This window comes from Sphingobium sp. B10D7B (genome assembly GCF_025961955.1).
Classification (GTDB): Bacteria; Pseudomonadota; Alphaproteobacteria; order Sphingomonadales; family Sphingomonadaceae; genus Sphingobium.
Window position 1 is genome coordinate 3193849 of record NZ_JAOQOQ010000001.1, and the last position, 22081, is coordinate 3215929.

The window sequence follows — 22081 nt, forward strand, 5'->3', positions numbered from 1 at the left end:
AACCCAAGGATATGCCCTGGGGCAACCGCTCGATGCTGTTCCGAGACCCGGACGGCAACCCGATCAACTTCTTCAAGCGGATTGCCGCGGCCTGACTGGGAACTGCCCGGAAACTACAGCGGGGTGAACAGCTGGTTTCGGCGTGAGCCGACATCCTCGCCACCGAGTTGAAGCGGCGGAATATGGTCGAATGGGAACAGCAATTTCCTAATTTGGCGATCGACTGAAAGCACGGCGCACGGATCGGGCGCTCCCAACGCAACAGCCCTCCGCGACAAGCGCTGGAGGGCTTCGCAAGCGCAAGATCGATCCGACTACGTCGGTTTAACGAACCGTGAAATCGAAGATTCTGGCAGTCATGGCACCATTGGCGCCGCCGCCGGCAAGCGAATAAATGAAACCGTACTCACCCGGCTCTAAATTCTCGCTAGGTTCGATCATGAAAACGCCGGGTCGCATAGCGGTATGCGAGAACATAATCCGGTCTTTGTCCATGACACCTGTTTTGGCACCGCCGATGTTCACGCTTCCTACGCGGGCCTCGCGACGGTCATCCTTTTTAGTAAGACGAATTAGGGTCAGCTCGGCGGGCGAATTGATCACGGTGTTCAGGCCGCTAGCCCAAGCTCCCGCGCCGTCACCATTCGACTCGCTGGAAAAGAAGTAAAATCGAGGCTTAGTTGAGACAGGCACACGCGAGGTTTCATTTTGCACCACGGCCTTGACGCTCATCGAAGCGAGCCCGCCTGTCAGCGCATAGCCGAAGATGCCGCCGGTTTTTGCTTGATTGGTTACCGTCGCTTCCATTCGCTGCATGCGAGGCGTACCACCATCCGCGTAGAACACATAGAGACCTGCTGGATGGGAAACCATCGGGTCCGGAGAATCGAGCGAGGGCTCAACTTTTGCCACATAGCGATTGCTGATTGCAGCCGCGATCACGGCCGATGAAACCCCCATTCCTTTCATCTCAATCATCTCGTCGGTCGAAAGGTCAAAGTCCACCTTGTCGGCCTGGATCTTGGCAATAACCGCATCGTCTCCAAGTCCGAGCTTTGTCAGTTGAAAGACGGCATCCCGGTTGAGCGGTTCTGCCTGCAACCATTGCGGCGTAAGAACAAAAGCAACCGCCACGCAACTACGCACCAAAAATTTCATATCCCCCCCGTAGGCAAGTGTGCCTAAAACCCATGCCTACCCGACATGTTTCGACAGAACTGTTGAATCTCAATGAGCAAGTCAACAGAGTTTGCCAGGCGCCAATCCCAAGCGACCGACTTTGACGATTGCTGGGCGAGATAACCTCGCTCACCTAAACTCCGTAAAGCACTCTTGGCTCAACCTCATCGTGATGCTTCTCCGTGTCCCTAAGATGGGGGTCGGGAAAACCATAACATTCATAACATGCACACAATTTCAAATAGTTACCCAATAACATCTACCATAATATTACCATAACCTGATTATGCCTTATCGAACTGATGTGCGGCTTTGAAAAAGTCCTTTGTTTTCAGAGGCATTATGTTTTGACGCCGCTGAGGTTATCAAAGATTATGGTTGAACCATAACTGCGTAAAAGGCAGATTTTAGCGGGTTACAGCGCAAGCTGTTCGCGATGTTATGAATGTTATGGTTTTCCCGACCCCGCCCACCAGCCTTGAGCTGAAGAGTGGAATTCAGAATTTAGGATTTGTACCGGCAGACGGGAAAGATTGACCCTTATGGCGGTCAAACAGGCGCGAGCGTGCATGAGAATGCATCTGCGTAGAACCCACTCAATCGGCAGCCTCGCCCGGCTCTTAGGCCGGCTTTCGGCGCTTTCGAAAATGCATCAAAACCGACATGCAAAGCGCGCGGGCGAGGCGGGGGGAAAAGCGCGTTTCGCGGGGGGCCGGCGCGCTGGGCCGGTTGGGCCGGCTACGGATCGATGCTAGGCTAGGAATCAGCCGCTGGCATTGACGGGAGGTCGCCATCTGCAATCACTTCCGGGCCGATCCCTCGAAGCTCTCCACATGGGCACAGTATATCGGCGCCACCCTTCCCCAGTCCGAGCTGCAAGCGGCATCCGAGGATATCTGGCCCCGCAAGCCCGCCATCGTAGTGCGCAGTAGCGAAGGGCGAACCATCGTTGATCAGATGATCTGGGGCGTCCCGCGAACGATGTCCGGCAAGCGCCCCGGCACGACGATCACCAAGCACATCACCAATGTCCGCAACCTCGATAGTCCGTTCTGGCGATCGATGATCGCGGCGCCGGCCCAGCGCTGTCTCGTGCCATTCACGCAGTTTGCCGAGCCGAAGATCGGCCAGGGCCGGGAAGAATGGTGGTTCACGATCAAGGAGCAGCCCGTGTCATGCTTTGCCGGCATCTGGCGGCCGAGCGCGGCGGGCATCGTATTCGCGTTCCTCACCTGCGAACCCAATCCGCTGGTCGCCCCGCTCCACCCCAAGGCCATGCCAGTCATTCTGCAGCCCGAGGATTATCAGACCTGGCTGACTGGTGATCTCGATGCGGCGCGCGCCCTCGCCCAGCCCTTCCCCAGCCAGCTTATGGCGGTGAACTGAGCGTCAGGTCCGGTATCTCCGCAGCGCCCTCTTCCAGACCAGCTTATCGGGAAGCGGGAGCTGGATCGTTTCCATGTCCCTGCTGGTTTCGATCAGCACTGGCCGGACGCGCCGACCGCGAGCAGCCGAGCATCGCCGGCAGTAAAATCGCGTTCTGGCTTCGCGAAACGTGTCGTTCCAGTGGCGCTGCTGAAACCACCACCACAGACCATGCGGATCGAACGGCGCCGCATGTCCGCACCGGCACACCACGCGAACGGCGTTGTGCCATGCTGCCGCTTCAAAAATACACGTCGCGACCCTTATGTCGCCAACATAGCGGGCCACTTCATCGAGCAGTGTTCAACAGCTTCGCGCATGCGAGCGCGCCAAACATAAACGGTCCCTCGTCTCGCGCGCCTGCGCGGATCTCTTCCAAAAACTGGCGGTTACCGTGGCCGCGCTCTTCCAGCGCCTTCGCGACGGCGTCGCGAATGTCGTCAATTCGGTCCATGTGCATGTTCTCCTGATAGAGAACATATGTTGAACATGGTGCGATTCGGTCAATGGAAGAATCTCGTGAACTTGGATGACGCGACGAACTGTCGTAAAAGCAAAATTGCAGGCGCCGACTCCGTCGGCCCTGTTTGGCGGTGCCCATCCCCCCCGGATACAACCGCCAATAAAGAGGGGCGTCGCTCCGCGGCGCCCCTCCATTCTTATCCGGTGCTGAGATATGCCAATCACATATCGCGTGGCCGAAATCGCACAACCTCAGTCCCGACCGCTTCATTCAGATCGAGAAACACCGACTGAAGCGGTGCCAGCTCCAGCTCGAAGAAAGCGTCGGTCGCCTTGGTCACGTCGCCAAAGCCGCCCGCGTTCGCGGGCACAATCCCCAGCAATTGCGGCGGCACCCGGTGCGCGGCGAGCACGTCATCGCGCGTGGTGTTCTTGATGCCGAGGAACTCATCGCTGGCGCCCATTTGCGCGATCGGCAGCAGCTTGATGCCGTTCTCTTTCCCGTTGGGCGAGTGGACGAACAGATTGCGGAAATTGCCCGGTCCGCGCGATCGCTTGAGGGCATCGCGCATCTTGTCCACGTCGCCCTCGGCGAATTCGCCGGTCGCATACATGATGTAGCCTGCATGGCTCCCGTTTTCATAGTAGCGCCGGCGGAACAGGGTGGCATTCTCATTGAGCAGGGCTGACTGCAGGGCCGAGATATATTCGGGCACGCCATAGATCTCCTGATTGAGATCGGGCGCCAGCAATTGGTGGACGGTGCCGAGCGGGAACTGCTCTTCATTCTTGAAGCCCGGCACCCACCAGAACGCGCCCGGCTCGATGCCCCGGCGCGTATATTTGGCAAGCGGATGATCGAGGCGCAGCAGGTCGCCCAGGCGGTTGCGAATCTCCTGCGCATAGGCGTTCCCGAGAACGAGATAATCGAGCACCATGCCGGCGAACACCTTGCGGCTCAGCCAGCGCGTCGGCTCGAGGCTGGCGGCCAGCATGTTGCGCTTGAGCATGATCGCGCTCGAATGGTGCGGCGAGGCTCGAAACGCACGGGAAAGGCCGTTGAGCGAGATCGGCGGCTCATACCAGCGGCCATTGTGCCCGCACTCCATCATATCGAGCATGGTAGCGCGGCTCAGCACCGGCTCGGGATCGCCGAAGCTGAAGGCTTGCACCTCGCCGACGGTGGCCGGCATAGCGGTGGACAGGGCACGTGCAGTCAGGCGGCGGGACCGGCGCTTGCTCATTCGATTATCTCCATTGTGCCCTTGGGCTTTTCTTTGCCGTCGAGCGGCTCATTCATGAGGATGTGCATCGTGGCCCAGGCGAGATCCGCGTGGCCGTCATTGCCACCGCGCCCGGCCTTGAACGTCATGCTGCGGCCGCTAGCGGTGAGCGTCTTTTTGACGGACACGAACGACGAAACGAGATCGAGCATGGAGGCATCGAAGGCGAGGCGGCCCCGGCGCACGACATTCTGCGCCTTCATCACCATCTGGGCTTTCAGCTCGAGCGAATATTCGATCTTCGCGACCGTGCAGCCGGGCATGGCACCCACCTTGGTGAGCAGCTGATAAACGCCCGCGCCCACGCCCTTGGCGTCAACGCCCAGATAGGTGCAATTGTATCGGCTGAGCATCGCCTTGATGAACTCGGCCTGCTGCTCGAAATCGAGGCCGCGCAGTTGGTGGCGCTCGAGGATCCTGAAAGGTTCGCCTTCCTTTTCCGGCGGCGCCGCGATCACTAGCGCGGCATTGTCGCCGTCCTCGCTCTCCTGCGGATCATAGCCCGCCCACACCCGGCGACTGCCATAAGGGCGCAGGGCGTCAGGATCGAAATCCACCCACTCCACAAGGCTATCGCAGCCGCAAGCGATGAGATCGTTGAAGCGGAAGGCCGAGAGGCTGTCATCCACGAATTCGCAAAGGAACAAGTTGGCGAATTCATCGGGCGCATACTCATCCTGCAGCTCCTCGATGTCGAAAAGATCGCAACCGCCGGCCTCAGCGTCGCGGATGTTGACGATGTGGCGCCACACCCGATCCGGCCCGACCGAACCGATCGTCAGCGCCGCATGGCTCACATCGATCTCGATCCGGTCGGCCTTCTTGCGCCGCTTGTTCCGGCGCTCGCCCGTCCAGTAGGGATAGGCCGGATGCGCCACGCTCGATGGCGTCGAAAAGTAGGTTTTGCGCCACTTCTTGTGCGTCGCCATCCCCGAGGCGACCTTGTTCAGCTCCTCGAATGAGTGAACCCAGAAGAACTCATCGAAATAGAAATTGCCGTGCCGGCCCTGCGCCGTGCGGAAATTTGTGCCGAGATAATGCAGCTCGGCCGCCGCTTCCTCCGACGGGCGAAGGTCGGACGTGATCAGCATCGGATCGCCGGTCAGCGCGACGCCGACCAGCTTGGCGAAACTCACGATATAGCTGCGGAACTGGTGGGCCTGCGCCTTGGAGGCAGAGAGGAAGATCTGATTGCGGCCCGTCTCGATCGCGTCGATCAGCGCCTCGAAAGCGAAATAATAGGTCGCGCCGATCTGGCGGGACTTGAGGATCATGCGCGTGCGCTGATCCTTGGCTTCCCACCACTGAGCCTGATAGTCGTACAGGCCTTGGAGGAAGATCCGCTTCAGCTCGGCGGCCTGTTCTTCCGTGAAGTGGTTCTTGCGCGCTTTCTTGCGCGGCCCGGCGTTGCGATTGGCGACCTTCTCATTGAGAACGCCTTCATGCCCGCCCTCGGCCTGATAACGGCGCACGCGGGCCATGGCGGTGATTGAGCGCGATAGGGCGTCCAGCTCGGCGAGATCCGCGTTGGTCTTCTTCTCCTTGGCGACCAGCACCATGAACCGGCATTCGAGGCTGTCCTCGATCTTGCTGATCGAGGGCGCATCGTCCCAGCGATCGCGCTGTTTCCAGCTTTCGATCGTCGCGCGCGGGATCGCGCTGCCCTTGTCGTTGACGATGCCATGCAGCGCGAATTCATCCGCGATCTGAGCGACGCCCCAGCCACGCCAATAGAGGCTGCGCGCATGCCGGCGCGGATCGAACTGCCAGAAGCTGGGCGGCCCTGCTGGGGCGGTGAGAGGCTGGGCAACGGTCATCGCGCCTGACCATGCCGTCCGCGCCGATCAGATCACGGTTCTCCATCGGGTGAGAAGCTCTCGCCCGATGGACTGGCTTGAGGATCACGCCCCGTCCGGCCCTTCTGGCGCCAGCACCGCCGATCCAAAGCAAGGGAACCCGCCCCCATGGCCAAGAGCAAGTTTTTCCGCATCGCCGTTGAAGGTGAAACCGTCGACGGCCGCGTGATCCAGCGCGAATGGCTCGAACAGATGGCCGCCAGCTACGATCCCAAGACGTACACGGCGCGGATCAACTGCGAGCATATCGCTGGCTACAGCCCGGATAAGCCATTCAACGCCTATGGAACCATTCTCGCCCTGCGGACGGCCGAGGTTGAGCTGCAGATTAATGGCCAGACCGTCAAGAAGCTGGCGCTCGAAGGCGAAATCGAGGCGAACGATCAGCTGCTCGCCATCAACAAGGCCGGCCAGAAGCTGTTCACCAGCTGTGAAATCCACCCCAACTTCGCGGACAGCGGCAAGGCCTATCTGGTCGGCTTGGCTGTTACCGATCAGCCGGCATCACTGGGCACCGAACCGCTCAAATTTGCGGCCATGACGCGCCCCAACCTGTTCACCAACGCGCTCGAAACAACGCTCGAGCTGACGGCCGAGCCGATCGAGCCCGCCGGCATCGCCGAGGCGATCAAGTCTGGCTTCGCCGGCGTCGCGGCCCTGTTCTCGCGCTCGGAAGAAAAGCCGAAGGAAGAGCCGGCCCCCAAGCAGGAGCCGGCGAACGACAACAGCTTCGATGTGAAGGCCTTCGCCAGTGCCATTGGTGATCAGGTCGCGGCTGCAGTCAAGCCGGCCAATGACGCGATCGCGGCGATCAATGCGCGCTTCGATGCACTCGATGCGAAGCTCGCCAAGACCGAGCAGCCCGGCACGTTCACGCGCACGCCGGCCACCGGCGGCAGCGGTGCGGTGGTCACGGATTGCTGATCACACGCCCCGCCTCCCCCTCCCGCACCCGCCCCACTGGAGCCTGACCATGCGTAACGAAACCCGCCTCCTCTTTGCCGCCTATGTGAGCCAGATTGCGCTCATCAACGGCGTTGCCTCCGCCGAAACCAAGTTCACCGTCGCTCCGGTCGTTGAGCAGAAGCTCGAAGAGAAGATCAAGGAATCGAGCGATTTCCTTGGCATGATCAACATCCAGCCCGTTGTGCAGCAGAGCGGCAACAAAATTGGCGTCGGTGTCACCCGCCCCCTTGCCGGCCGCACCAACACCGCCGGCGGCAACCGTCGGACGCCTACCGATCCCACCGACACTTCTGACGAAGGCGGCTACTTCTGCCGTCAGACCAATTACGATCACGCGATTCCCTATGCGAAGCTCGACGCATGGCGCCACAAGCCGGAATTCCAGACCCTCCTGCGCGACGTGATCATCAAGCAGCAGGGTCGCGACCGGATCATGATCGGCTTCAACGGCACGTCGGTCGCCGCAACCACCAATCGCACCGACAACCCGCTCCTGCAGGACGTCAACGAGGGCTGGCTCCACAAGATCCGCACCAAGGCTCCCTCGCGTCATCTTGAGGACGGCGCGCTGACCTCCGGCGGCGCGAAAGCCATCTACGTCGCCGCCGGCGTCGAAGTCGTGAACGGTGCCGGCACCAATACGGACACCGCCAAGGCCGATTACGCCAATCTCGATGCGCTCGCCTTCGACGCGCTGGATCTGCTCGACCCCTGGCACCGTGGTGACACCGATCTGGTGGTGATCGTTGGCTGGCAGCTGGTGAAGGACAAGTATCTCAACCTGCTGCAGGCGGCCGGCGACACGGCCACCGAGCGCGAGGCGGCACACCGCATTCTCACCCTGCCGATGCAACTCGCCGGCAAGCGCGCCATCATCGTGCCCTTCTTCCCGGAGACGAGCCTGCTGGTCACCAGCCTCGATAATCTCTCGATCTATTGGCAGGAAGAGACGCGCCGTCGCCACATCCGCGATGAGCCGGCCCTCGACCAGATCGAGAATTACGAGAGCGTCAATGAGGACTTCGTGGTCGAGGATTACGGCCGCTGCGCCCTTGTCGAGAACATCGTGATGGGCGCCAAGCCGGCCTGATCGGCGGCGCCTTAACCCCTTCGCTCCAACTGACAGGACACGCACCATGAGCCTCGCTCGCCGCCACAGGGATCGCATCCTTGCTGCACAGACCGTTGCGTCCGCTCCCAATGTTGGAGCGGCCACCCCCGCCGCTGCACCTCTCCCGGCGGCGGGGGATACCCGCCCGAACGGATCGCCCGCTGATCGCGCAGCCGCCCAGATCGCCATGCGCCTGACGCATGATCTGCGCCGCCTTCACGAAATCAAGAGCGTCGATCTCAAGGTCGCTGCCAAGAGCGAAATGCTGCCCGAATATGCCGATTGGGTGAAAGGCCTGCTCAATGCCGATGCCGGCGTAGGAACGGGCGTTTCTGCCGAAGTTCTGCCAACTGTCATGGTCTGGCTGATCGACGTGGGCGCGTTTGATGATGCGCTCCAGCTGGTGCCCTTCGTTCTGCGCCACAATGTGCAGATGCCGGCGCGCTACAACCGCGATGCCGCCACGATCGTGGTGGAAGAGATCGCGGAGGCCGCACTCAAGGCGCACAATGCAGGCGCCCATTTCGATCTGGGCGTTCTGCTCCGCGTGGCCGAGCTGACAGACGCGATCGACATGCACGATCAGGCCCGCGCCAAGCTGCGCAAGGCCACCGGCGCGCAGCAGCTCTACATTGCCGAGGACATGGAAGCCAATGCCGAAGGCCGGGCGATGATCGAGGCGGCGCTCGTGTCCCTCAAGGCCGCGCAGGCGCTCAATGATCGCATCGGTGTGAAGGACAAGATCAAGCGCGCCGAGAAGCTGCTCGCGGCGCAGGACGCCGCTGCGGCGGCCACCACAACGCAACCCAACCACGAAGGCGGCTCAGCCGCCTGACAAGCTCGCCCCCGGCGCTCGGGGGCGGATCGCGCGAGGCGGGAGGTTTTTACAACCGAAGGGCCGCCCTCTGTCCCGATTCTCACCCCCGTAAGCCGAGAGCCGGAAAGGACGCATGATGCTGACGCGCAACGACTATCTGCTGCTCGCCTTAATCGGCATCATGGTCGGGGGAATGGCGCCCCTCGCGCGAGCGATCATGGCATGAGCTTCGTCGCCAAGCCCCCGTCGCCTGAGAGCGGCCCACAGCCGGCGGAAACCGTCATCGAGAATGACGGCTTTTTCCCCGCGATCGATCCGCGCGAGATCCGCGAGCTGGCACGCATCACATCCAGCATCACCGCGCCGCGCCTGCGCGGCGCCATTCTCGCCGCCATGGATGCGACGGAGATCGATCTGCGCGCGTGGGTGGCCGAGCAGAAAGGGCAGGGGCATGCCACGCTGGCAGACGTTCCCGCGCTCCAGCTCGGGGGTGAGAGCCGCAATCTGATCCGCTATCGCCGCGTCATCGCTCTGCTCGCCAAGGCCGAGCTGATCGATCGACATCGCGACTTTGACACCACCGCCGCCGGCGCAAGCCAGGGCGATGAACTCGATGAGAGCGTGCGCGAGCTGCGCCGCGATGCCGCGCATGCGATCCGCGACATGCTGGGCCGCACGCGCACCACCGTGGATCTCATCTGATGGCCCGCATGCAGCCCCTCACGGCGCGGCAAGGCGACACCGTGGACGCATTGATCTGGCGCGAAGCCGGCCTTGGCTCCGGCTCGATCGGCACGGTGTTCGATGCCAATCCGGGCTTGGCCGATCTCGGCCCGATCCTCCCGCTCGGCACCGTCGTCATGGTGCCGATTTCCAAGGCGCCCGAGGCAACCCGCCAGCGCCCTCTCACTCAGCTCTGGGACTGATCATGGACCCTAAATCGATCCTGCCGGCCGCCATCGAAACGATCAGCTCGCTCACGCCCGCACTCATCGGCTCTGCCGTCGCCCAAGCGTGGAAGCCGGGCCTGAGCTGGCGCCAGCGCTTCGTGCAATGGGTGGTCGGCTCGACGGTGAGCTACTACGCCACGCAGGGCATCGTCGCCTTCACAGGCTGGAATGAGTTTGTGGCGCAGTCGATCGGCTTCGGCATCGCGCTGGTCGCCTTCGACGCAACGCCACGCGTGATCGCCTCGGCCTCTGACACGCTCACCCATGCGCCGGCCCGGCTCTCCGATCTCATCTTTGGCAAACGGAAGGATTGAGCCATGCAGCTCTCGCCGAACTTCTCTCTGGCCGAATTCACCGCCTCGGCCACCGCCAAGGCCCGGAAGATCGACAACAGCCCGGATGCGCAGCAGATCGCTGCGATGCAGCTGCTATGCGCCAAGGTGCTCGAGCCGTTGCGCGCGCAGTATGGCAAGCCTGTGCGCGTCACCTCTGGCTATCGATCGCCGGCGCTTTGCGTGGCCGTGGGATCCACGGTCAAAAGCCAGCATGCGCTGGGCGAAGCGGCCGATCTGGAGGTGGTCGGTGTCGATAACTTCACCGCCGCCACTTTCATTCGCGATGCCTTGCCGTTCGATCAGCTCATTCTCGAGAATTATGTGCGGGGCCAGCACGATAGTGGCTGGATTCATGTGAGCTATCGCGCCGGTCGCCTGCGGCATGAGGCCCTCACTTATTCGCGCCGCACCTATTTCACGGGTCTTTTGCCATGAAGGGGGCGCTCGGGATCCTCAAAGCTGGCTGGGCCATGCTGAGCGGCTCGCGTGAGACGCTGATCCTGCTGGGCCTCGCCGGCGCAGCAGCCGGGCTTTACGCCTGGGGGGCAAGCGGCCGCGCCGAGCGCGACCGCCTCGAGGCATGGGCGCAGCGGCTCTGCCTTGCCGCCGGCGGCGAGTTCACCGGCACCAAGCCCAAGGGCAAAGCCAAGTTGGACGGCTGCACCGCGCTGGTGGCGAGCCATGCCGCCTATAAGCGGGAATCGCAGAGCACCACCGCTGCCACCCTTGCCCGCGCAGCTGAGCGCACCGAGGCGAAGGCCACCGCCGATCGCACCCTTGCAACCGCGCAGTCCACCCGCCGCAACGCCACCGTTCAAGCCATGGAGAAAGCAGATGAGACGATCGCGCCAGATGATCGCGTTGGGGGTGATTGGTTTGATCGCCTCAATGACCTTGCAGGGCTGCGCCCAACGTCAAATTGAAACGGCGCCGGCCGTCATTGCGGTGGAAGTGAAAGACACGCCGCCGGCGGATCTGCTCGCCTGCCCGGCGGCGCCTGCGCCATTCCCGAGCAATGCATCGGCCACAATCCCGCCGGCGGTGCGATCGGCGCTCATTGCCCTGGCCACGGCCTATGCCGACACGCGCGATCAGCTGCTGCGCGTCATCCGCTGGCATGGGCCGGGCGCCTGCGCGGATCCGCGCCGATGAAAAAACCGGCAAGCCTTCGCGCCCACCTCACTGCATATCTGCCCGAGCTGCAGACGCACCCGGATCGCCTCGCCATCTATGTCGAGAGCGGCAGCGTCCGCGCACTGCAGTCGCGCTCCCATAGCTTTGAATATGCCTACAAGCTGCAGGTGGGCCTCTGGGATTTTGCCGGTTCGGCCGATAGTCTCATGCTGCCACTGCTGATCTGGCTGGAGACAGAGCAGCCCGAGCGCCTGCGTGATCGCGATGCGACGCCCTTCACCTTCGAGGCCGAGCTGCTGGACAGCGACGCCAGCGATATCCTGATCTCGATCGATCTCACCGAGCGCGTGATCGCCAAGCCCCGCGAGGATGGCACCGGCTTTGACCTTGAACACCCGGCTGAGCCGCCCGTGTTTGAGACGTTCCCGGGCATCGACAATCCGTTCCTTCAAGGCTGGGGCGGCACTGAGCCGCTCGTGGCGAGTGAAGCGCCTGGCGCCATTCTAACACCGGCGATCCCGCCAGACGCATGAGCGAGGAACTGCTCGAGCTGGAGGCGATGGCCGGCGCGATCGTGCGGGCGCTGAGCGCCGGCGAACGCCGCGCCATGCTGCGCAAGATGGCCCAGCGCCTTGCGTTGAGCCAGCGCCAGCGCATCGCCGCCCAGCGCGCGCCCGATGGCAGCGCCTTTGAGCAGCGCAAGCAAAAGGCGCCTGCCATTCCCTCGCGCGGCCCGGCATGCTTCCTCTATCCATCGAGCAGCGGCGTGCGCCGCGTCATCATGCGCGGCTTCTCATGGGACAGCGATCGCAAGATGACCGGCTTCGATGTGGAGGCCGGCGGCATTCGCTCTTTCCACTTCGACAAGGTGGTGAAGTGGCTTCCCGTGCCCGAGGAATATCGCGGGGGCGGCGGCAGCACATTGCGTCGCAAGGGCGGCCTGCGCCGCCGCGCTATGTTCCGGCGGCTCTCATCAGGCCGCTATCTCCGCTCTGGCGTGGACGATCGCGGCTTCTGGGTGGGCTTCAGCGGGAAAGCGAGCGAGATCGCCGGCATCCACCAGCACGGCCTTCGCGATAAGCCCTCGCTGCGCGCCCGTGCGATTTCTTATCCCAAACGCGAAATGATCGGGGCGACCGAGGCGGACCGGGAAATGCTCATCAACGTGCTTTATCAACAGCTCGGCTCGACGTGACGGGGGTGATCCAAGGGCGGCTTTCGCCAATGCTGTTAAGCTTATCGGACGTCCAGTTTGGCGTGGGGAGCTGACCTTCCAATCGATTTCCTTTTGAAGACCATCTGCTAGATGTGTCCGATGCCACGTCCTGCGAAAACAATGCCCGAGAAGATGATCAAAGTTGATCACGCAGGCGAGAATGGGGCCGTAAACATATATCGAGCGCAAGTGATCGGTGCGAGATTGGTCGCAAGGGATTTGGTTCCTGGTATCAGAGAGAACCAGACCCACGAACAGAGGCATCGAAGGCTCTTTGCTGAGCAACTACAAAGATGGAACGTGAGGCGGTGCATCAGCTATCATGCTTGTGGCATCGGCGGATTTGCTCTTGGTCTGCTTACCGGCTTCATGGGCCGTCAGGCGATCCATGCTACTACCTATGCTGTTGAGAGTGTCGTTTTGGAACACCTGCGACATCAATTGGATTTTCTTGGAAATACGAATGAAGACGCCTTTCTTTGTGTCGCCGCGATCATCGCCGATGAGCAGGAACATCATGACAGTGCCGTCACAAGCCTTCAACAGAGTCAGGCTTTGAACAAGCTACTTGTGTTCGTTGTAAAGATATCAACCGAGGCGGTCATTCGCTTTGGCATGAGATGACCGCTTTGTTGTCGTGTCCGGACAGGCGGCTAATGGCGCGAGAATACAGTCATTTTGCCTCAAGCGCTCTGTCGACCAGACGGCGGATCGCTTCGGGACGACTTACGAATGGCGGCCCCTGCGCCGCAATCCAGGCATCTATAGCCGATAACTCTTCAGCAGCCATCCGAACCATAACCGGCGTGGTATCTACGCGCGGTCGACCCCTCGATGATTTCTTGATATCTTCACTTGATCCACTCATGCATTGTTGATATCAAGTAATCAGGCCGGAGGGAAGCGCGAACTTCCCGCCGGCCCTGACCACATCGTGCTTACGAGGAGCAACGTCATGGCTTCCCATTCTTATACACCCTGCAATTCTGCGCGCCAAAGCGAAACCCTGCGGGCAGCACCATTCTGCGATAAAGCTTGCGCAGCCTGCACAATCCGCTGTGCCACCATCATGGCTGTGCGGAACGATTTGCTCGTGCAACTCGCGCGGGCAGAAGCCGCGCTTCTTGATGTGCAGCCTTTCCATCGGCCATTGATGCACTGATATGAGCATCCATCAAAGATTCGAGATCGTGCCTTTCAACGATCAGCAGATCCTTACCGTTCGCGATGAGGCAGGCGTTCACGTTGTCATGAAGCCGATCGTTGAGGCGCTAGGCTTAGCGTGGCACGGCCAATTTGAGCGCATCAAGCGTCACCCAGTTCTGTCTGAAGGTGTTCGTGTAACGCGAATACCTTCCCCCGGCGGGATGCAGGAAGCGACCGCCCTCGAACTTGAGGCCTTCCATGGTTGGCTTGTCACGATCAGCCCAGACCGGATCGCCGACGAAGATAAGCGCGCGCTCATCATCGAGTATCAGCGTCGCGCCTTCCGCGTTATCTTCGAGCATTTCCACGGCCCGATCCGTCAGGCCGAACCGGCTTACAGCCCGGTGCGCGATCTCATTGCTCTGCAAAATCAGGCCATGCGGCTGAGCGCGCGTCTCCAGCGTACCAGCAATGCCGCTGATCGACGGATGGTCCACGCCATGCTCGCGGGCCTGTGCGGCCAGATCGGCATCGAGACGCCACCGCTCGACCAGTTGGGCAGCGACGCGCCCACGGCGCCCGATCAACTCCGCGCCTTCTGGCACGGGCTGGAATTGCTGGCCGGGCTTGGCGTCGACGTGAACCACAGCCGCCGGGCGGACCTGCTCGCCGTCTCCCTGCCCGAACTGAAGGCGCTGTTTCGCGCGCACGGAATCGGTGTTGAGATCAACAAGCCCCTGCGAGAAAGCATGCGCCTGAGCGAACACCCGCGCTTCATGGCCATCAAATCCGTCAACAGCCGCCTGCTGCCCAAAGCTGTAAGCTGTTGGGTATTCCTCAAGGATGCGGCGGCCCTACCCGAACCGACCTAGCGCCTTCATCGGGCGAGAGCGTCTCGCCCGATGCGCCTCATAGAATAGGGCGCCTGCCTCGGCCGAAATGGCCGGCATGGCTGATGCAACTTTCACTGCAGTCGATCTCTCGCGCCTTCCCGCGCCCGATGTGATCGAAAAGCTCCACTTCGAGACGATCCTCGCCGAAGCGGTGGCGCAGATGCAGGCGCGCATGCCTGATTTCGAGGCGCGCGATAGCGACCCTGCCACCAAGCTGCTGCAGGTTACCGCCTATCTCGCCCAGCTGCTGCGCCAGCGCGTCAACGATGCCGCCCGTGCCGTCATGCCGGCTTATGCCACCGGCGCGGATCTCGACAACATCGCTGCGCTGTTCGGCATTGCCCGCCTCACGCTCACGCCGGCCAACACTGAGCTGGGGATCCCGGCCGTCATGGAGAGCGATGCCGATTTCCGGCGGCGCATGGTGCTGGCGCCCGAGGGTTATTCCGTCGCCGGGCCGGAAGGGGCCTACATCTTCCACGCGCTCAGCGCCGATCCGCTCGTGCTCGATGCCAGCGCCACCAGCCCCGAGCCTGATGACATCCGCGCGCTCGTGCTTTCAGTACTCGCGGATCACGATGCCAATCCGGCGCTGGTCAATGCCATGACGCTGGCGCTCGATAGCGCCACATGGCCCGGCCAAGTCGTCGTCTCTGTACTCTCACGCGCAGAGACTGGCGAGGCTTCCCCAGCGCTGATCGCCATCGTTGAGGCGCACCTCTCCGATGAGACGATCAGGCCGCTCACGGATCATGTGATCGCGCAGTCAGCCGAGATCGTCGGTTTCGAGGTGGATGCGACGCTCACCACATTTAGCGGGCCAGATGGCGCGGTGGTGCTCGATGCCGCGCGCGCGCGCCTCGATCGCTATGTGGAAGAGAGCCACCGGATCGGCCGCGATATTACGATTTCGGGCCTGCACGCGGCTTTGCACGTTGAAGGCGTGCAGAATGTCGTGCTGGCCCATCCCACCGCGGATCTCATCATCAGCCGGACGCAGGCACCCTTCTGCACCGGGATCTCGCTCACCTATGCGGGCACGGGCGAATGACCGCGCCCAGCATCCTGCCATCCGGCTCAACCCAGCTCGAGAAAGCGCTCGAGCAGGTGATCGCCGCAGCGCTCGATATCCCGGTGCCGATTCGAGAAACATGGTCGCCAGATCTCAATCCAATCGAGCATCTGCCGTGGCTGGCTTGGGGCCTCAGCCTCGATAACTGGTCATCGGACTGGTCGGAGGCGATCAAGCGCGAGCGCGTGCGCAAGGCGATCCCGATCGCGCGCCAGAAGGGCACCGCCGCCAGCGTGCGCAGCGTGGTGCAGAGCTTTGGCGGCTCGGTCGCGATCCGCGAGTGGTGGCAGCAGGAGCCGCGCGGAATCCCGCACACATTCGAGCTGCTGCTCAATCTTGAGCAGGCTGGCGCCCCGGCAAGCGCAGCCTTTGTCGATCAGGTCATTGCCGAGGTGAGCCGCGCCAAGCCGGTTCGCTCTCACTTCACATTCACCCAGGGCATCACGGCGCGCGGCGGCATCGGCCTTGTCGCGCGCGCGAGGCCTGCGCTGCTCGCCCGGCTCAGCTGCGCCGCGCCGGCCGCCTAATCGGAGGTTCCATGGCTCTTTCTATCATTGTCACCGATGCCGGGCGCGCTGCTCTGGTCAATGCCGCGAACAACGGCACTAATCCGGTGGTGATCACGCAAGCCGGCATCACGGCCACCGCCGTCGTGCCTTCAGCCAGCGCCACCGCCATTCCCGGCGAGATCAAACGCATCTCGACAATCTCCGGCGATGTGGTGGCTGATGACATGATCCACCTCATTGTGCGCGACGAAACGGCTGATAGCTACGCGCTGCGCAGCTTCGGCCTCTATCTCGCCGATGGCACGCTGTTCGCCATCTATGGCCAAGCTGCGCCGGTTGTGGAGAAGTCCGCGCAGGCGATGATGCTACTCGCGATCGACATTGCCTTTGCCGATATCGATGCCGCCCAGATCAGCTTTGGCGATGCCAACTTCATCAACCCGCCTGCAACCGAGGAGGTGCAGGGGGTGGTGGAGCTGGCGACGCCGGCGGAAACCATGGCGGGCGTGGACACCTCGCGCGCGGTGCATCCCAAGGGCCTGAAAGATGCCGTGACGAGCTGGCTCAACGCGCGCTTCGGCGAGGGAAACCCGTCGGCCTTCATGAAAGGCCTGCTCTCCACCGCTTCGGCGGCTGCAATGCGCCTGGCCCTTGGGATCAAAAGTGGCGCGCTTAAAGACGAAGGCGCCGGCGGCGGCCTTGACGCGGATCTGCTCGATGGCCAGCATGGCGCTTATTATGCTGACATTCCGGCCCGCCTTGGGTTTGTGCCGTGGGGGCCGAACAATGACGGCGCTGGCTCCGGCCTCGATGCCGGTCTGCTGGCTGGCCAGTTGCCCAGCTTTTACACCAATATCACTGCCCGGCTCGGCTACACGCCGCTCAATTCCACGGCCTATACTGCTTCCGATGTGCGCTCGAAGCTGCTGACGGTTGATGGCGCTGGGTCGGGCATCGATGCGGATCTGCTCGATGGCCAGCAAGGCGCCTATTACACCAACATTATCGACCGGCTCGGCTACACGCCTCTGAATAAGAACGGGGACACAGCGTACGGCTATATAATTTTCAACGCCGGGCGCGCTGGTAGTAGTTGGATCGGCGCGTCGGGTGGTGCCGAGCTAGAGGTAACGGCCAGCGCGGGCGGTGGCGCATTCATGGCCTTTCACCGCCCCGGCACTCATGCGTTCTATTTCGGGATGGACATTGATAATCAACTCAAGATCGGCGGATGGAGTTTAGGCGGCGTCGGCCATGTCCTTTGGCATTCGGGCAACGACGGAGCTGGCTCCGGGATGGATGCCGATATGCTGGACGGCCTTCACGCCGATGCTTTCGATCGATTTGTTGCGCAAAATCTGTCTGCCACCGATGGCTATGTTGTCCACTCGAACGGCCTCAAGGAATGCTGGACGATGCTCTGGGTGCCCGCCGACAGCGCGGCGACATGGGCGCTTCCCGTCGCGCATAGCTCGTGGGTGAATCCCGTCATCGCCATGTCGATCAACAATGGCGAAAACAACGCCCAGCAGACCGTTGGCATCGTCTCGGCCACGACCTCGCACGTCACCATCTATTCGGCCGTGAACTATGGCCAATATGTTCGCATCCAGACCAAAGGCGTTTGAAATGAAAGACATGACCATCAAGATTGGCGCGCTCGACAGCGCGACCGGCACAGTGCCCGTCACATTCATGCTGGGTGAGATTGAACACAAGCGCCCCGTTAACGCCGTGATCAAGGAAAACGGCACGCATGATCGCGCCGCAACCGTCGAGCGCGTCAATGAGGTAGCGCGGGGCGTAGCGGAAAAGATCAGGGTCGGCGTCATCACCTCTGCCCCGCCGCACTCATCAGGCACTGAGTAAACCCGTGCCTTCATTCGACCCGCGATGGTCATGACAGGTGATGCCAACTTGCATCGGTCATTGAAAAAACGACCAGTTGCCTTCTCTATTTGGCAATTAGGTGGTGATTAACCGGCATCGGTGAAACTAACATTCATCAAGTTTGTTTGCCGGAAGTGGAGAAATCAACAACCCTTGCTGCTCTTGTAGTCGACGATGACGCGCTGATCCTGATGCATGCCTGCAATATTCTGGAGGACGCCGGGTTTCGCTGTTTCGATGCATCTGATGGGCAAGCTGCGGTCAAACTGCTTGCCGGACATTCCGCTTCAATCATTTTGCTTTTTTCGGATATCGAAATGCCCGGCGGCATCGATGGCTTTGCATTGGCACGTCACGTCGCTGAGCACTGGCCACACATCGAAATTGTCATTGCCAGCGGTAGGATAACGCCCGCACCAGGCGACATGCCGGACCGCGCGACCTTTGTTTCCAAGCCCTTCAGTACGCAAATGGTCCACGATCATCTTCGCGCAACCCTCCCAGACGGCAAAAAGCCCGAGCCGCTCAGAACGGCGGTTTAGTCTCACAATCCGCTGGCTTTGCACGCGACCCTTTGGAAACAACAGAGTAATCCATGCCATCAAGCAACGATGACCAGGAACGTCCTTCATCTTCAGGTTGCGGAGGGAATTTTGCCATAGCTGCAGTTTTCCTCGCGATTTCCGCCCTCGCGATTGTGGCGATGCTCCTTTAGTCCTGTGCTACGCGTGTCAGCGACAATGGCTGAATGCCGCGACGGGCCGCTTCATCCAGAACGGCAGCTTGAAGCGCAGACACACAATTGGCCGCTGCACTTCGTCGTGCCATCCAAGCCAGCTCATTATCGCTCATTTTCTTTGCCATCTCGGCGCAAGCTTGCTGCAACAGGCGCATCCCGGAATCCCGAAATCGAAGTCTGATCATGGGCGCAACTAGCCCGATAAGCTGCCCCGCAGTACCTGTCCCTTCGGGCAAAAATCGGCCTCAACTGTATCGATCAACGTGCCGGAACGCCTTGGAGGGGCTTGAGGGGCAACAGCCGCCTGCCTACCACTGTCCGAGCTCAATCATCTTCATCGGGCGAGACGTTCTCACCCGATGAAGCCCCGCGCATGAGCGATAACCGCGCGGCATGGTCCTGCCCATGCGCAACCCTTCCGACCTTGAGCACACCACCGGCGAAGTGATCCAGCTGGGCGCGATCGCCTCCGTGGATCCTGCGAACGCCACCTGCACCGTGGCCATTGGCGAGATCACCACCGGCGAGCTGCCATGGCTCGCCCAGCGTGCCGGCGGCGTCCGCTCATGGTCGCCGCCGACCGTTGGCGAGCAGTGCGTGGTGCTGGCGCCCGAGGGCGATCTGGCGAACGGGCTGGTGGTGCTCGGCCTCTACAGCAACGCGCACCCGGCACCCTCGACCAATCCCGATCTCGTGCAGCTGGCCCTCAATGACGGCGCGGTGATCGAATATGATCAGGCGGCCCATTCTTTGCGCGCGACGCTGCCTGCCGGCGGCACGGCCCAGATCGAGGCGCCCCGAGGCATCACCATCAAAGGCAATGTGACGATCGAGGGTGATATCAGCCTTGAGGGCGATATCAGCATGAGCGGCACGCTGACGGCCGAGCAGGATGTGCTGGCGGACGGCAAGAGCCTCAAGAGCCACCGCCACAGCGGCGTGACGGTCGGCGCGGCACAAAGCGGGCCACCGGCATGAGCGGGATGGATCGCCGCACGGGCGCCCCGCTCGACGGGCCAGACCATATCCGCCAGTCCGTGAGCGACATTCTCGGCACGGCAATCGGCGCGCGCGTCGGGCGCCGCGAATATGGCTCGCTGCTGCCCGAGCTGATCGACCGGCCAATGACGGCGCCGAACATTCTGCGCCTCTATGCAGCCACGGCACTGGCACTCTCGCGCTGGGAAAAGCGCCTGCGCCTGCGGCGCGTCCAGCTGGTTGCGGGCGATCGCCCTGGCACTGCCTCACTCACCATCGATGCCGAGCGCACGGATGCCCCTGCGCCGAACGCCCGGCTGCGCCTCACTTACCCCCTCAACGCTTAAAATCGAGGAACCGAGCAATGGCTTTCAAGCACGGCATCACCATCACCGAGATCGATACCGGCGCGCGCACGATCAGCGCCGTGGCCACCGCCGTCATCGGCCTTGTCGCGATCGCCAGCGATGCGAACGCGGCGACCTTCCCGCTGGATAAGCCCGTGCTGATCACGGATCTTGCCGATGCGATCAGCAAGGCCGGCGCCAACGGCACGCTCGCCAGCTCGCTGCGCGCGATCAGCGCGATCGTGAGCACGCCCGTGGTGGTGGTGCGCGTGGAAGAGGGCGGCGACGCGGCCGAGACGGCCAGCAATGTGATTGGCGGCGACGTGGCCGGCGAAAAGACCGGTATGCAGGCCTTGCTCGCAGCGCGCGCCCAGACGACGGCTCAGCCCAAAATCCTGATCGCGCCCGGCCTCGAGACGCAGGCGGTCACCAAGGCACTGGCCGTGGTGGCAAAGAAGCTGCGCGCTTTCGCTTATGCCCGCGTCGTCGGCGACACCGTGGCCGAGGCCGGCCTTTATCGCGCCAATTTCGATGAGCGCGAGCTGATGCTGATCACGCCGGACTGGCTGGTCTGGGATACGGCCACCAGCGCCAATGTCACCGGCCATGCAGCTGCCTATGCCGGCGCCATGCGCGCGCTGATCGATCAGCAATATGGGCCGCAAAAGACCCTCTCGAATGTCCCGGTGCCCGGCGTCCTTGGCATCACCAAGGATTTCTATTGGGACATCGAGAACATGGCGAGCGATGTGGGGGTGCTCAATCAGGCCCACGTCACCAGCCTCATCCGCACCGATGCCGGCTATCGCTTCTGGGGCAACCGCACCTGCGCAGCGGATACCAGCCTCTATAAGTATGAGAGCACGGTGCGCGTGGCGCAGCTGCTCACCGATACGATTGCCAAGGGCATGTTGTGGGCGGTGGATAAGCCGCTCACCCCGTCGCTCACCCGCGATATCATCGAGACGATCAACGGCTTTTTCCGCCAGCTCAAGGCGCAGGGCGTGGTGCTGGGCGCCAATGCGTGGTTCGATTCCGCGCTCAACTCGGTGGAGAGCCTCAAGGCCGGCAAGCTGCGCATCGATTATGATTACACGGTGCCGCCGCCGCTCGAGGATCTCGGCTTCAATCAGCGCATCACGGACAAATATCTGGCCGATTTCAGCGCGGCGCTGAGCGAGGCCTGATCGCCCGCCATCCTCTTTCCCCGATCATAGGAGCAAATCATGGGCCTGCCCCGCACTCTCAAAAATATGATGCTGTTCAACGAAGGTTCGGCCTATCTGGGCGAGGTCAAGACGGTGACCTTGCCCACGCTGACCCGCAAGATGGAAGAATATCGCGGCGGGGGCATGGGCGCGCCAATCAGCCTCGATATGGGCATGGAGGCGCTCTCGGCTTCCTTCACCGCCGGCGGCCCGCTGCGCGACGCCCTGCGCCAGTTTGGCATTCAGACCGTCGATGGCGTCTATCTGCGCTTTGCCGGCGCCTATCAACAGGACGACAGCGGCGCGGTGGATGCGATCGAGGTGGTGATGCGCGGGCGCTATAGCGAAATCGAGATGGGCGATCAGGAGGTGGGCGAGCCGGGCGAGTTCAGCGCCACGGTGGCGATCGCCTATTACAAGCTGATCTGGAACGGCCGCACTGAGATCGAGATCGATTTCATCAACATGATCGAGATCGTGGACGGCGTCGATCGTCTCGCAGCCCAGCGCAACGCCATCGGCCTATTCTAATCGTCCCGGCTCGGCTTCACCGGCCGGGCCGCGC

27 protein-coding genes are annotated in these 22081 nt (G+C 62.1%); 23 read left to right on the top strand and 4 right to left on the bottom strand.

Going from position 1 to position 22081, the window contains the following annotated elements; translation table 11 throughout:
* Positions 1–324: 324 nt before the first annotated feature.
* Positions 325–1158 carry a hypothetical protein gene (locus M2331_RS14945; protein WP_264573673.1) on the bottom strand — a complete coding sequence of 278 codons (834 nt, stop codon included), beginning with the start codon at positions 1156–1158 and terminating at the stop codon, positions 325–327.
* Between the two features lie 867 nt (positions 1159–2025).
* On the opposite strand from M2331_RS14945, the gene M2331_RS14950 reads away from it, so the two are divergent.
* Positions 2026–2565: an SOS response-associated peptidase family protein gene (locus tag M2331_RS14950; RefSeq protein WP_413716087.1), complete on the top strand. Its 540-nt coding sequence runs from the start codon at positions 2026–2028 to the stop codon at positions 2563–2565.
* A 328-nt stretch (positions 2566–2893) separates the two neighbouring features.
* Here the strand turns inward: M2331_RS14950 and M2331_RS14955 are convergent, their stop codons facing one another.
* From M2331_RS14955 to M2331_RS14965, 3 genes are all read right to left on the bottom strand, one after another.
* Positions 2894–3058, bottom strand: a complete 165-nt coding sequence (locus M2331_RS14955; protein WP_181561007.1) for a hypothetical protein — start codon at positions 3056–3058, stop codon at positions 2894–2896.
* 229 nt (positions 3059–3287) lie between these two features.
* Positions 3288–4310, bottom strand: coding sequence for a phage portal protein (locus M2331_RS14960; protein WP_181561008.1), 1023 nt, complete (start codon positions 4308–4310; stop codon positions 3288–3290).
* On the bottom strand, positions 4307–6166 hold the full coding sequence (locus M2331_RS14965) for a terminase large subunit domain-containing protein (protein WP_181561009.1): 1860 nt from the start codon (positions 6164–6166) through the stop codon (positions 4307–4309). Before M2331_RS14965 ends, M2331_RS14960 begins: the two co-directional genes overlap by 4 nt.
* A gap of 147 nt (positions 6167–6313) precedes the next feature.
* On the opposite strand from M2331_RS14965, the gene M2331_RS14970 reads away from it, so the two are divergent.
* From M2331_RS14970 to M2331_RS15075, 22 genes are all read left to right on the top strand, one after another.
* On the top strand, positions 6314–7129 hold the full coding sequence (locus M2331_RS14970) for a GPO family capsid scaffolding protein (RefSeq protein WP_181561010.1): 816 nt from the start codon (positions 6314–6316) through the stop codon (positions 7127–7129).
* A 49-nt stretch (positions 7130–7178) separates the two neighbouring features.
* Entirely contained in the window at positions 7179–8261 is a 1083-nt protein-coding gene (locus M2331_RS14975; protein ID WP_181561011.1) for a phage major capsid protein, P2 family, read from the top strand.
* A gap of 46 nt (positions 8262–8307) precedes the next feature.
* A complete protein-coding gene (gene gpM / locus M2331_RS14980) occupies positions 8308–9117 on the top strand; it encodes a phage terminase small subunit (protein WP_181561012.1) in 810 nt (269 codons plus the stop codon).
* A gap of 204 nt (positions 9118–9321) precedes the next feature.
* Positions 9322–9801, top strand: coding sequence for a head completion/stabilization protein (locus M2331_RS14985; RefSeq protein ID WP_181561013.1), 480 nt, complete (start codon positions 9322–9324; stop codon positions 9799–9801).
* Entirely contained in the window at positions 9801–10025 is a 225-nt protein-coding gene (locus M2331_RS14990; RefSeq protein ID WP_181561014.1) for a tail protein X, read from the top strand. Before M2331_RS14985 ends, M2331_RS14990 begins: the two co-directional genes overlap by 1 nt.
* A gap of 2 nt (positions 10026–10027) precedes the next feature.
* Positions 10028–10363, top strand: a complete 336-nt coding sequence (locus M2331_RS14995; protein WP_181561015.1) for a hypothetical protein — start codon at positions 10028–10030, stop codon at positions 10361–10363.
* Between the two features lie 3 nt (positions 10364–10366).
* A complete protein-coding gene (locus M2331_RS15000) occupies positions 10367–10819 on the top strand; it encodes a D-Ala-D-Ala carboxypeptidase family metallohydrolase (protein ID WP_181561016.1) in 453 nt (150 codons plus the stop codon).
* Positions 10816–11307: a hypothetical protein gene (locus tag M2331_RS15005; RefSeq protein ID WP_181561017.1), complete on the top strand. Its 492-nt coding sequence runs from the start codon at positions 10816–10818 to the stop codon at positions 11305–11307. The genes M2331_RS15000 and M2331_RS15005 overlap by 4 nt, the downstream gene beginning before the upstream one ends.
* A gap of 28 nt (positions 11308–11335) precedes the next feature.
* Positions 11336–11536 carry a hypothetical protein gene (locus tag M2331_RS15010; protein WP_181561018.1) on the top strand — a complete coding sequence of 67 codons (201 nt, stop codon included), beginning with the start codon at positions 11336–11338 and terminating at the stop codon, positions 11534–11536.
* On the top strand, positions 11533–12051 hold the full coding sequence (locus M2331_RS15015) for a phage tail protein (RefSeq protein ID WP_181561019.1): 519 nt from the start codon (positions 11533–11535) through the stop codon (positions 12049–12051). Before M2331_RS15010 ends, M2331_RS15015 begins: the two co-directional genes overlap by 4 nt.
* On the top strand, positions 12048–12713 hold the full coding sequence (locus M2331_RS15020; protein WP_181561020.1) for a phage virion morphogenesis protein: 666 nt from the start codon (positions 12048–12050) through the stop codon (positions 12711–12713). Before M2331_RS15015 ends, M2331_RS15020 begins: the two co-directional genes overlap by 4 nt.
* 153 nt (positions 12714–12866) lie before the next feature.
* Complete coding sequence (locus tag M2331_RS15025; protein WP_221266477.1) at positions 12867–13358, top strand: demethoxyubiquinone hydroxylase family protein; 492 nt, start codon at positions 12867–12869, stop codon at positions 13356–13358.
* A 539-nt stretch (positions 13359–13897) separates the two neighbouring features.
* Positions 13898–14752 carry a phage antirepressor N-terminal domain-containing protein gene (locus M2331_RS15030; RefSeq protein WP_181561022.1) on the top strand — a complete coding sequence of 285 codons (855 nt, stop codon included), beginning with the start codon at positions 13898–13900 and terminating at the stop codon, positions 14750–14752.
* A gap of 76 nt (positions 14753–14828) precedes the next feature.
* A complete protein-coding gene (locus M2331_RS15035; protein WP_181561023.1) occupies positions 14829–15824 on the top strand; it encodes a baseplate J/gp47 family protein in 996 nt (331 codons plus the stop codon).
* On the top strand, positions 15821–16372 hold the full coding sequence (locus M2331_RS15040) for a phage tail protein I (RefSeq protein WP_181561024.1): 552 nt from the start codon (positions 15821–15823) through the stop codon (positions 16370–16372). Before M2331_RS15035 ends, M2331_RS15040 begins: the two co-directional genes overlap by 4 nt.
* An 11-nt stretch (positions 16373–16383) precedes the next feature.
* Positions 16384–17982 (top strand): tail fiber protein, encoded by a 1599-nt coding sequence (locus M2331_RS15045; protein ID WP_181561025.1) that lies wholly within the window; start codon positions 16384–16386, stop codon positions 17980–17982.
* 10 nt (positions 17983–17992) lie between these two features.
* Positions 17993–18223 carry a hypothetical protein gene (locus M2331_RS15050; protein WP_264592419.1) on the top strand — a complete coding sequence of 77 codons (231 nt, stop codon included), beginning with the start codon at positions 17993–17995 and terminating at the stop codon, positions 18221–18223.
* 155 nt (positions 18224–18378) lie between these two features.
* Positions 18379–18786: a response regulator gene (locus M2331_RS15055; RefSeq protein ID WP_181561568.1), complete on the top strand. Its 408-nt coding sequence runs from the start codon at positions 18379–18381 to the stop codon at positions 18784–18786.
* Positions 18787–19376: 590 nt separating this feature from the next.
* On the top strand, positions 19377–19961 hold the full coding sequence (locus tag M2331_RS15060) for a phage baseplate assembly protein V (RefSeq protein ID WP_264592420.1): 585 nt from the start codon (positions 19377–19379) through the stop codon (positions 19959–19961).
* Entirely contained in the window at positions 19958–20308 is a 351-nt protein-coding gene (locus tag M2331_RS15065; RefSeq protein WP_181561028.1) for a GPW/gp25 family protein, read from the top strand. Before M2331_RS15060 ends, M2331_RS15065 begins: the two co-directional genes overlap by 4 nt.
* A 17-nt stretch (positions 20309–20325) precedes the next feature.
* Positions 20326–21495: a phage tail sheath subtilisin-like domain-containing protein gene (locus M2331_RS15070; protein ID WP_181561029.1), complete on the top strand. Its 1170-nt coding sequence runs from the start codon at positions 20326–20328 to the stop codon at positions 21493–21495.
* A 39-nt stretch (positions 21496–21534) separates the two neighbouring features.
* Positions 21535–22047: a phage major tail tube protein gene (locus M2331_RS15075; RefSeq protein ID WP_181561030.1), complete on the top strand. Its 513-nt coding sequence runs from the start codon at positions 21535–21537 to the stop codon at positions 22045–22047.
* The last annotated feature ends 34 nt before the right edge of the window (positions 22048–22081 follow it).

Bases quoted from the DNA above. Each gene is read 5' to 3' on its own strand.
- M2331_RS15060 (WP_264592420.1), top strand. From the start codon at position 19,377: ATGGTCCTGCCCATGCGCAACCCTTCCGACCTTGAGCACACCACCGGC.
- M2331_RS15070 (WP_181561029.1), top strand. From the start codon at position 20,326: ATGGCTTTCAAGCACGGCATCACCATCACCGAGATCGATACCGGCGCG.
- M2331_RS15040 (WP_181561024.1), top strand. From the start codon at position 15,821: ATGACCGCGCCCAGCATCCTGCCATCCGGCTCAACCCAGCTCGAGAAA.
- M2331_RS14945 (WP_264573673.1), bottom strand. From the start codon at position 1,158: ATGAAATTTTTGGTGCGTAGTTGCGTGGCGGTTGCTTTTGTTCTTACG.
- gpM (WP_181561012.1), top strand. From the start codon at position 8,308: ATGAGCCTCGCTCGCCGCCACAGGGATCGCATCCTTGCTGCACAGACC.
- M2331_RS15075 (WP_181561030.1), top strand. From the start codon at position 21,535: ATGGGCCTGCCCCGCACTCTCAAAAATATGATGCTGTTCAACGAAGGT.
- M2331_RS14960 (WP_181561008.1), bottom strand. From the start codon at position 4,310: ATGAGCAAGCGCCGGTCCCGCCGCCTGACTGCACGTGCCCTGTCCACC.
- M2331_RS14985 (WP_181561013.1), top strand. From the start codon at position 9,322: ATGAGCTTCGTCGCCAAGCCCCCGTCGCCTGAGAGCGGCCCACAGCCG.
- M2331_RS15020 (WP_181561020.1), top strand. From the start codon at position 12,048: ATGAGCGAGGAACTGCTCGAGCTGGAGGCGATGGCCGGCGCGATCGTG.
- M2331_RS15025 (WP_221266477.1), top strand. From the start codon at position 12,867: ATGATCAAAGTTGATCACGCAGGCGAGAATGGGGCCGTAAACATATAT.
- M2331_RS15045 (WP_181561025.1), top strand. From the start codon at position 16,384: ATGGCTCTTTCTATCATTGTCACCGATGCCGGGCGCGCTGCTCTGGTC.
- M2331_RS15065 (WP_181561028.1), top strand. From the start codon at position 19,958: ATGAGCGGGATGGATCGCCGCACGGGCGCCCCGCTCGACGGGCCAGAC.
- M2331_RS14955 (WP_181561007.1), bottom strand. From the start codon at position 3,058: ATGGACCGAATTGACGACATTCGCGACGCCGTCGCGAAGGCGCTGGAA.
- M2331_RS14995 (WP_181561015.1), top strand. From the start codon at position 10,028: ATGGACCCTAAATCGATCCTGCCGGCCGCCATCGAAACGATCAGCTCG.
- M2331_RS14970 (WP_181561010.1), top strand. From the start codon at position 6,314: ATGGCCAAGAGCAAGTTTTTCCGCATCGCCGTTGAAGGTGAAACCGTC.
- M2331_RS15050 (WP_264592419.1), top strand. From the start codon at position 17,993: ATGACCATCAAGATTGGCGCGCTCGACAGCGCGACCGGCACAGTGCCC.
- M2331_RS14975 (WP_181561011.1), top strand. From the start codon at position 7,179: ATGCGTAACGAAACCCGCCTCCTCTTTGCCGCCTATGTGAGCCAGATT.
- M2331_RS15005 (WP_181561017.1), top strand. From the start codon at position 10,816: ATGAAGGGGGCGCTCGGGATCCTCAAAGCTGGCTGGGCCATGCTGAGC.
- M2331_RS15030 (WP_181561022.1), top strand. From the start codon at position 13,898: ATGAGCATCCATCAAAGATTCGAGATCGTGCCTTTCAACGATCAGCAG.
- M2331_RS14990 (WP_181561014.1), top strand. From the start codon at position 9,801: ATGGCCCGCATGCAGCCCCTCACGGCGCGGCAAGGCGACACCGTGGAC.
- M2331_RS15035 (WP_181561023.1), top strand. From the start codon at position 14,829: ATGGCTGATGCAACTTTCACTGCAGTCGATCTCTCGCGCCTTCCCGCG.
- M2331_RS15000 (WP_181561016.1), top strand. From the start codon at position 10,367: ATGCAGCTCTCGCCGAACTTCTCTCTGGCCGAATTCACCGCCTCGGCC.
- M2331_RS14965 (WP_181561009.1), bottom strand. From the start codon at position 6,166: ATGACCGTTGCCCAGCCTCTCACCGCCCCAGCAGGGCCGCCCAGCTTC.
- M2331_RS15015 (WP_181561019.1), top strand. From the start codon at position 11,533: ATGAAAAAACCGGCAAGCCTTCGCGCCCACCTCACTGCATATCTGCCC.